At 65.5% G+C, this 8,487-nt stretch carries 10 protein-coding genes; 3 read left to right on the top strand and 7 right to left on the bottom strand.

Annotated features, from left to right (window positions below; translation table 11 throughout):
- The 3 genes from FFS68_RS17565 to pgsA all read right to left on the bottom strand — a co-directional run.
- Positions 1 to 408 (bottom strand): molybdenum cofactor biosynthesis protein MoaE (locus FFS68_RS17565; RefSeq protein ID WP_137754493.1); only part of this gene is annotated, 408 nt, incomplete at its 3' end.
- Entirely contained in the window at positions 405 to 662 is a 258-nt protein-coding gene (locus tag FFS68_RS17560) for a MoaD/ThiS family protein (RefSeq protein ID WP_137754492.1), read from the bottom strand. The genes FFS68_RS17565 and FFS68_RS17560, both read right to left, overlap by 4 nt.
- A gap of 6 nt (positions 663 to 668) precedes the next feature.
- Positions 669 to 1,241: a CDP-diacylglycerol--glycerol-3-phosphate 3-phosphatidyltransferase gene (gene pgsA, locus FFS68_RS17555; RefSeq protein WP_137754491.1), complete on the bottom strand. Its 573-nt coding sequence runs from the start codon at positions 1,239 to 1,241 to the stop codon at positions 669 to 671.
- A 144-nt stretch (positions 1,242 to 1,385) separates the two neighbouring features.
- Here pgsA and FFS68_RS17550 point away from each other — a divergent pair, with 144 nt between their 5' ends.
- Positions 1,386 to 2,681, top strand: coding sequence for an MFS transporter (locus tag FFS68_RS17550; RefSeq protein WP_137754490.1), 1,296 nt, complete (start codon positions 1,386 to 1,388; stop codon positions 2,679 to 2,681).
- 168 nt (positions 2,682 to 2,849) lie between these two features.
- Here FFS68_RS17550 and FFS68_RS17545 read toward each other — a convergent pair whose 3' ends face one another.
- The 3 genes from FFS68_RS17545 to nadC form a co-directional block, all read right to left on the bottom strand.
- Entirely contained in the window at positions 2,850 to 3,071 is a 222-nt protein-coding gene (locus FFS68_RS17545; protein ID WP_137754489.1) for a hypothetical protein, read from the bottom strand.
- A gap of 83 nt (positions 3,072 to 3,154) precedes the next feature.
- Complete coding sequence (locus tag FFS68_RS17540) at positions 3,155 to 3,877, bottom strand: ribonuclease T(2) (RefSeq protein WP_137754488.1); 723 nt, start codon at positions 3,875 to 3,877, stop codon at positions 3,155 to 3,157.
- Positions 3,864 to 4,712, bottom strand: coding sequence for a carboxylating nicotinate-nucleotide diphosphorylase (nadC, locus tag FFS68_RS17535; RefSeq protein WP_137754487.1), 849 nt, complete (start codon positions 4,710 to 4,712; stop codon positions 3,864 to 3,866). Before nadC ends, FFS68_RS17540 begins: the two co-directional genes overlap by 14 nt.
- A 220-nt stretch (positions 4,713 to 4,932) precedes the next feature.
- Here nadC and FFS68_RS17530 point away from each other — a divergent pair, with 220 nt between their 5' ends.
- Positions 4,933 to 6,063, top strand: a complete 1,131-nt coding sequence (locus FFS68_RS17530) for a nitronate monooxygenase (RefSeq protein ID WP_137754486.1) — start codon at positions 4,933 to 4,935, stop codon at positions 6,061 to 6,063.
- Between the two features lie 191 nt (positions 6,064 to 6,254).
- On the opposite strand, the gene FFS68_RS17525 is transcribed toward FFS68_RS17530, so the two are convergent.
- Entirely contained in the window at positions 6,255 to 6,704 is a 450-nt protein-coding gene (locus tag FFS68_RS17525; RefSeq protein ID WP_137754485.1) for a peptidylprolyl isomerase, read from the bottom strand.
- A 168-nt stretch (positions 6,705 to 6,872) separates the two neighbouring features.
- Between FFS68_RS17525 and mgtE the strand changes: the two genes are divergently transcribed.
- Complete coding sequence (mgtE, locus tag FFS68_RS17520) at positions 6,873 to 8,327, top strand: magnesium transporter (protein WP_171003948.1); 1,455 nt, start codon at positions 6,873 to 6,875, stop codon at positions 8,325 to 8,327.
- Positions 8,328 to 8,487 lie beyond the last annotated feature (160 nt).

Below are 8,487 nucleotides of genomic sequence, written 5' to 3'. Positions count from 1 at the left end.
CGCCCGCGCCTCGACCCACGCCACCCGCCCGTCGGCGAACGTCTCGCGCTTCCACAGCATCACGTCGGTCTTCAGCCGGTCGATCAGAAACTCGCACGCCGCCAGCGCCTCGCTGCGGTGCGGACTGCTCGCCAGCACCAGCACGATCGTGTCGCCCGGCGCCATCGCCCTGACGCGATGGATCAGCGTCAGCGCCGCGAGCTGCCAGCGATCTGCCGCGGCATGCGCCAGATCGGCCAGCCCCGCTTCGGTCATCACCGGATGATGCTCGAGGAACAGTTCGACCAGCCCGCCCTCGCCGCGCACCCGCCCGATAAAGCTGGCGCTCGCGCCGTGTCCCCCCGCATCGTGCAGGTCGAGTTCGGCGCCGACGTCGATCGCCGCGGGGTGGACCGCGACGCGGATCATCCGCCGGTCACCGGCGGAAACAGCGCAACCTCGCGCGCCCCGATCAGCGGCGCGTCAGGGCCCATCATCACCCCGTCGATCGCGACGCGAATGCGATGCGGTTCGGCAAAGGCCAAAGCTCCGCGCGCGTCACGCGCCGCCAGCCACGCCAGCAATGCGGTCAGGTCGGTCACCTTGGCGGGCAGCTCGACGACCTCGTCGGCCACCCCCATCCGCTCACGCACCCAGGCGAAATAAGCGATGTTCAGCGCCATGCGCCTTCAATCCATATGCTTCAGGCCGACGCGCAGATAATCCCAGCCGGTGATCAGCGTCAGCACCGCGGCGCCCCACAGCGTCGCCAGCCCGACCGTCTTGACCCACTCCAGCGCGGGCAGCGCCCCGGCCAGGATCAGCGCCCCGAACGAAACGAGCTGAAACGTCGTTTTCCATTTCGCCAGCTGGGTCACGGGCATCGACACTTGCAACGTCGCCAGAAATTCACGCAGTCCCGACACGATGATCTCGCGCAGCAGGATCATCAGCGCCGCGATGACATGATAGCCGGTGATGTCGCGGGTAAAGACGAGCAGCAGGATCACCGCGGCAATCATGATCTTGTCGGCGATCGGATCGAGGAACGCGCCCAGCCGCGACACGATCCCGCGCGACCGCGCCACATAGCCGTCGAAATAATCGGTTATGCCCATCAGACAGTACAGCACGAACGCCAGCGCATAGTCGATCGGCTTGGGCTGGTGCGATCCTTCGACGACCCCCGGCCACAGCAGGAACAGCAGGATCGGCACCGCCAGGATGCGCGACAATGTCAGAATGTTCGGAAGACTGAGCATGACCCCTGATTCCCGCCGCGATGGCGCGCTAGTCCCAAAATGGGCTTTGACCCTGCCAGCCCTAGCCGATAAGTCCCACCAGCGACAACCGAATTGCCCGCAAATCGCGTGGTGACCGAATTATCTGAAGAGATGGGATCACGCATGACCGGCTCCTTTGCGCTGTTGAAGCAACGCCGGTTTCTCCCCCTCTTCGTCACCCAGCTGCTCGGCGCGTTCAACGACAATCTGTTCAAGAATGCGATGGTCCTTTTCGTCGTGTATGGGGTGTTCAACGACGAGGCATCGGAAACCGCGTTCAGCGCGGTGGCGACCGGCCTGTTCATCCTGCCCTTCTTCCTGCTCTCGGCGCTCGCCGGGCAATTGGCCGACACCCGCGACAAGGCGCGGATCATCCGCATCGTCAAATTCTGCGAGATCCTGATCATGATCGTCGGCGGCGCCGGGCTCGTCCTCGCGTGGCTGGGCTTTGCGGTGCATCTGATCGCCATCCCGCTGATGATGCTCGCGCTGTTCGCGATGGGCATTCACTCGACCTTCTTCGGGCCAATCAAATATGCGATCCTGCCGCAGCATCTGAAAAGCGACGAAGTGCTGGCCGGAACCGGACTGGTCGAGGCAGGCACCTATATCGCGATCCTCGCCGGGACCATCCTGGCGGGGGTCATTGACGTCGAATGGGCGGCGCTCGGGGTCGTCCTCGTCGCCGCCGTCGGTTACTGGACCGGGCGCAAGGTGCCGCCGGCGCCGCCCGAACATGCAGAAACCGGCATCGACTGGCACATCATCCGATCGTCGGTCACCCTCGTCCGCGGCACGATGCACATCCCGCGGCTGTACCTCGCGATCCTGTCGATCAGCTTTTTCTGGACGATCGGCGCGGTGCTGTTCATCCAGTTCCCGCCGCTCGTGAAGAATATCCTCCACGCCGACAAAAGCGTCGCCAGCTTGTTCCTGGCCGTCTTTTCGATCGGCATCGCGATTGGCTCGGTCGCGGTAAACCGCCTGCTCAAGGGACAGGTGTCGGCGCGCTACAGCCCCGCCAGCGTGCTGGTGATGGGCGCCTTCGTCCTCGCCTTTTACTGGGTGTGCCGCAACTGGGAGCATGATCCTTCGGGCGCGATGTACGGCATCGCCGGATTCCTGAACCACGCCGACGTCATCCCGCTGCTCGCCAGCCTGCTCGGCATCGCGATCAGCGGCGGGATGTTTGTCGTGCCGCTCTATGCCTTCCTGACCACCACCGTCCCCAAGGACCAGACCGCGCGCACCGTCGCGGCAAATAACATCGTCAACTCGGGCGCGATGGTCGTCGGCTCGCTACTGGCAATTGGGCTCGGCTTTGCGGGCATCGGCGTCGTCGACCAACTGCTGATGAGCGCGGTGATGTGCCTGATCAGCGCTTGGCTGGCGGTCAAGCTGCACCGGGCGTGTGATTGAGGCGGGGATTCAGCCAACTTCGGCTTTGGGGCGGGAAGCGGCCCTACGCCTTCCTCGTCATTCCCGCGAAAGCGGGAACCCAGCGCGCAACGCTGGCTCGCTGGGTTCCCGCTTTCGCGGGAATGACGAAGGGAAGAGAAGGCGTCCGCAACCGGTCGTTAGCTGCCGCTAAATCAAAAACATCATCGTCGCGGTGAAGAACATCGCGAAGCTCTGCAAAAACAGCCGCAGGTCGCTGCCTGCAAAGATCGTCACGGGTTCGCGGTGCACCGCGAGCGCCTGCCGCAATTCGCCCTGCCAATCGGCGGGCGCGCTCAGACGGGCGATGGTCAGCTGGCGGGCGCTATGCGCCTGAAGACGGCGGCGAATATCGATGTGATCCGAGTCCATGCCCGGCAACCTAAGACGGTCTTAACGACTTGGTAAGGTTAAAAGATCGTTAACGGATGCGGCGTGTCAAAGCGGCACAGCGACTAGTCTTTCGGGATCGGACGGACCCGCACCGGCCGCGGATCGCGCGCCCCCGCCTGGAACGGCTTGCAGCGTTGCGGCCGCATCCGCTGGCCGAGGCACAACCGCACCTCTTTGAGCCAGCCCTGCCGGTCGGTCGTCACCGCGATCATCGGAGCGGACACCCCGCGATTGGCCGCGGCAAAGGCGCGGCGGACGCTGCCCGCGGTTTGCGGTCGCGCCGCCAGCGCCGCCATGTCGGGAAAGCGCACCGCGCCGAACAGCATCGCGGCCGAGCGGAAATAGGCGGCCGGGTGCGGGCTCATGCAGGTGCCGTGTTTGGCCCATTCGTGCTGAAGCAGCTGCGGCGACGGGGTCATGCACAGATGCTGGCGGAGCACCGGTTGCGGGACGATCTTCGCCGGGCGGCACCATTGCGGGTAATCGCGGCTGTCGGTTTCGGGCCACAGCCCGTGCAGCACCCAGCCGAAACGGCCATTGTCGCCCGAACATTGCAGGCGGTCGCGGGTATCGCGCGGATTGCGGACATCGGCGCAATGCTGCGGCGACCAGCTCATACTGAGCAGATAGCCGGTGATCGGCGGCTTGCGCACCGGCTCGCCGCGGCGCGGCTGTTCGAGCCGCGGCACCGTGATGCGATCGGGAATTTTGCAGCCAAGCGCCTGGGCCTGCGCCGCGGTAGGCGCGAGGAGCAGCGCCAGCGCGGCGAGGTTAGACCAGCGCAAAATCGAGTCCGACATCCGCCGCCGGCGCCGATTGGGTGAGCCGCCCGACTGACACATAGGTCACCCCGGTCGCGCCGATCGCGCCGATCGTATCGAGCCTTACCCCGCCGGAAGCCTCGGTCGGCACCTTGCCGCCAACGATGGCGACGCAGGTCCGCAAGTCATCGAGCGTCATATTGTCGAGCAGCAGGTGCGTCGCCCCGGCGGCCAGCGCGGGCTCGACCTGCGCCACCCGGTCGACCTCGACGATGATCCGCTCGATCCCCGCCGCGACGGCGCGGCGCACCGCTTCCTCGACCGACCCGGCGACCGCGACATGATTGTCCTTGATCATCGCCGCGTCCCACAATCCCATGCGGTGATTGGTCGCGCCGCCCATCCGCGTCGCATATTTCTCCAGCACCCGCAGGCCGGGGATCGTCTTGCGGGTGTCGAGCAAGGTCGCACCGGTCCCTGCCAGGGCGTCGACATATTGGCGCGTCATCGTCGCAATGCCCGACAGATGCTGCACGGTGTTCAGCGCCGATCGTTCGGCGGTCAGCATCGCGCGCGCATTGCCCGACAGGCGCATCAAATCGCTGCCCGCGGCCACCTCGGCGCCCTCGGCGACCAGAATTTCGATTTCCATGGCCGGTTCGAGCGCGCGAAAAAACGCTTCGGCGATCGGCAGCCCCGCGACAATGATCGCATCGCGGCTGTCCATCACCCCGCCGAAGCGCGCGTCGGCGGGAATCACTGCCATCGACGTAATGTCGCCCCCCGCCCCCAGATCCTCGGCCAAGGTGGCACGAACAAAGGCATCGAGGTCGAAATCGGGCAGGGAAAATTGGGTCATGACCCTGCGATAATGGGCGGCCCCAGCAAATCAACTTGACGTTTACGTAAACTATGGCCGAGATGGCGTGCAAGGCACGAACCCAAGCTCGTCATTGCGAGGAGCCGAAGGCGACGCGGCAATCCAGAGTGTGCATAAACCGCTCTGGATTGCTTCCCCCGGCTTTCGCCGGGGTCGCAATGACGAATGGGATGGTTGGCCGCTTAGGGAGAAACAAACCATGCAATCCCCCATCTGCGCGATGCTCGGCATCGAATTCCCTCTGCTCGCCTTCTCGCACTGCCGCGACGTCGTCGTCGCGGTGTCGAAAGCGGGCGGCATGGGCGTCTTTGGCGCCGCGTCGCTGCCGCCCGAACGGCTTGAGGAAGAGCTGGCGTGGATCGACGCGCATATCGGCGGGCGCCCCTATGGCGTCGACCTGATCGTCCCCAACAGCTTTGCGGGCAAGGGCGAGAGCCGGAGCGCGCCGCCGCCGATCCCCGCTGAACATAAGGCGTTCGTCGCCGACCTGCTCGGCAAGCATGGGGTCGATGACGGCCATCTCGCGCGCCCCGCCGTCGGCGGCGGTCTCGGCGACAACATGACCGACGACGGCGCCGCGGCGCTGCTCGAAGTCGCGTTTCGCCACCCCATCGGCCTGATTGCCAACGCGCTCGGCGTCCCGCCGCCGCTGATGCTCGAACTCGGCAAACGCCACAACATCCCCGTCGCCGCGCTCGTCGGCACCCGCGACCATGCGCTGGCGCAGGTGCGTGCCGGGGTTGATATCCTCGTCGTCGCGGGCGGCGAAGCGGGCGGCCATTGCGGCGAAGTCGCGACGATGGTGCTGGTGCCCGAGGTCGCGGCGGCGGTCGAGGCGGTCGGCGCCACCACGCCGATCCTCGCCGCGGGCGGCATCGTCACCGGGCGCCAGATGGCGGCGGCGATGGCGATGGGCGCGCACGGCGCCTGGACCGGATCGGTGTGGCTGACCACTGCCGAGGCCGAGACCAACCCGGTGGTGAAGGAAAAGATGCTGCTCGCCAGCTCGCGCGACACGGTGCGATCGAAAAGCCGCACCGGCAAACCCTCGCGCCAACTGCGCTCGCCATGGACCGACGCGTGGGAAGCCGAGGGAGCGCCGAAACCGCTGCCGATGCCGCTGCAATCTTTGGTCAGCGAACCCGCTCTGCGCCAAGTCGATAAGCTGGCCGAAGGCGGCCACGAGGGCGCCAAGGCGCTGGCGACCTATTGGGTCGGTCAGGGCGTCGGCTTGATGAACGAGGCGATGAGCGCCGGCCAGGTCGTGCAGGAATTCAAGGCCGACTGGATCGCCGCGTGCGAGCGGCTGAACGGCTTTATCGGCGAATAGTAGCGCACCCTCCCCCTTGATGGGGGAGGCAGCGAGATTTGGCGGCTTGCCGCCTAGTCGCAGTGGTGGGGGTGCGCTCTTGGCCTGAAGCGGCGCCACAAAATCGCGCCGTCACCCCCATCCAACTTCGCCTAGCCACATTCGTGGCAAGGCTGCGTATCCTTCCCCCATCAAGGGGGAAGAATGGATGTTCAGCCCACCGTCGCTTTGACGATCTTGCCCGGTTCGCGCGGCGGCTCGCCCTTGGGCAGCGCGTCGACATTGTCCATGCCTTCGATCACTTCGCCCCAGGCGGTGTATTGATTGTCGAGGAAGCGGGCGTCGTCGAAGCAGATGAAGAACTGGCTGTTCGCGCTGTTCGGATTCTGCGCCCGCGCCATCGAGCAAACCCCGCGGACGTGCGGCTGGCTGTTGAATTCCTGCGGAAGGTCGGGCAGCGGGCTGCCGCCCATGCCGGTACCGGTCGGATCGCCGCCCTGCGCCATGAAGCCCGGGATCACGCGGTGGAACACGACGCCGTCGTAAAAGCCTTCGCTGGCGAGCTGGGTAATCCGCTCGACGTGCAGCGGCGCCAGGTCGGGGCGCAGGCGGATGACGACATCGCCGGTCGACAGCGAAAGGGTGAGGGTCTGGTCGGTCATGATCGGCTCCTGTCAAAAATATTGGCGGTGCCATAGCGAGACGCGCCGCCAAAGCCACGCATTAATTGCCCCAGCCGCCTCCCCCGGCGTTGCCATATGACGGCGCCGGGACTAGGGGAAGGCACGGCCCGTCGGCGAACCGCCGGCTTTGACAGGGAGGACCGCGCGATGGACAACCGCGAAGAATCCCGGTCCGCCGAGGATGTCGCCATCACCGACGATCGCGACCGCGATCCCGTAGCGCGCGAGACCGAAACCGAGCTGGACGAAGACGACCGGCTGAGGCCCGAATTTGTCCGCGACGTCATCGAACTGGCCGAGGCCGGTGAAGGTGAAGCGGCGCGCGAACGGATCGGCCGTCTGCACCCCGCCGACATCGCCGATCTGTTCGAGCTGGCGCGCAGCGACGAACGGCCGATGCTGGCCGCGGTGCTGGGCAATATGCTGTCCGCCGACGTGCTGGCGGAAATGAACGATTATGTGCGCGAGGAGCTGATCGATCTGCTCGCGCCGGAGCAAGTCGCCGAACTCGCGTCCGAACTCGATACCGACGATGCCGTCGCGATCATCGAGGATATGGAGGCCGACGAGCAGCAGGCGGTGCTCGACGCGATGGAGCCCGAGGATCGCGCCGCGATCGAGGACGCGCTCTCTTTCCCCGAGGAATCGGCCGGGCGCCTGATGCAGCGCGATCTGGTTGCTGTCGCCGAACATGTCACCGTCGGCGATGTCATCGACCGGCTGCGCGAAGATACCGACCTGACCAGCGATTTCTGGGAAATCTTCATCGTCGATCCGATGCATCGCCCGGTCGGCACCTGTCAGCTCAGCTGGATCCTGCGCACCCCGCGCGACATCGCGATCAGCGACGTGATGAAGCGCGAACAGACGTTGATCCCGGTCGACATGGACCAGGAAGAGGTCGCGCTGCGTTTCCAGAAATATGCGCTGATCTCGGCCGCCGTCGTCGACCGCGCCGGGCGGCTCGTCGGAATGATCACCGTCGATGACGTGGTGCATATCATTCAGGAAGAGGCGGGCGAGGATATCCTGCGCCTGTCGGGGGCCGGTGACGGCGACATCAACGAACCGATCCGCGAAACCTACAGCGCCCGCGTGCGCTGGCTGGTCGCCAATCTTGGCACCGCGCTGCTGGCGTCCTCGATCGTCGGATTTTTCGGCGGCGCGATCGAACAGATGGTCGCGCTCGCGGCGCTGATGCCGATCGTCGCCGGGGTCGGCGGTAACGCTGGAACCCAGACGCTGGCGGTGACGGTGCGTGCGCTCGCGATGAACCAGCTCACCGATTCGAACAGTTTTCGCGCCATCTGGCGCGAAATGAAGATCGCGCTGCTGAACGGCGGGACGATTGCGCTGATCGCGGGCTGCGCCACCGCGCTGTGGTTCGCCAACCCGCAGCTGGGCGCCGTGATCGCCGCAGCGATGGTCGTGAACATCTTTGTCGCCGGGGTCGCCGGGGTCGCGATCCCGCTGCTGCTCGACCGGCTCGATCAGGACCCCGCCGTCGCGAGCTCGATTTTTGTCACCATGACCACCGACTCCATGGGCTTTCTGGCCTTCCTTGGCCTCGCGGTGCTCAGTGGCCTGACCACCCTGGGATAATCAAGGCACTGGAATCAAAAGTCGATTCCAGTGCCTCCAAAAATCTTCGAAAAAAATTTCGCCCGCGCATTTTTTTCGGGAACTTATCGAACATTTGGCTCGTTTCCCATTCGAGCAGCGATTATCGCCCCCCCGCAGCGCTGCTCAGCAACATTGGCCC

Source organism: Sphingopyxis sp. L1A2A, from assembly GCF_005502465.1.
Taxonomy (GTDB): domain Bacteria; phylum Pseudomonadota; class Alphaproteobacteria; order Sphingomonadales; family Sphingomonadaceae; genus Sphingopyxis.
The sequence above is the reverse complement of the archived record's forward strand: the minus strand, read 5'-3'. Positions and strand labels throughout refer to the sequence as shown.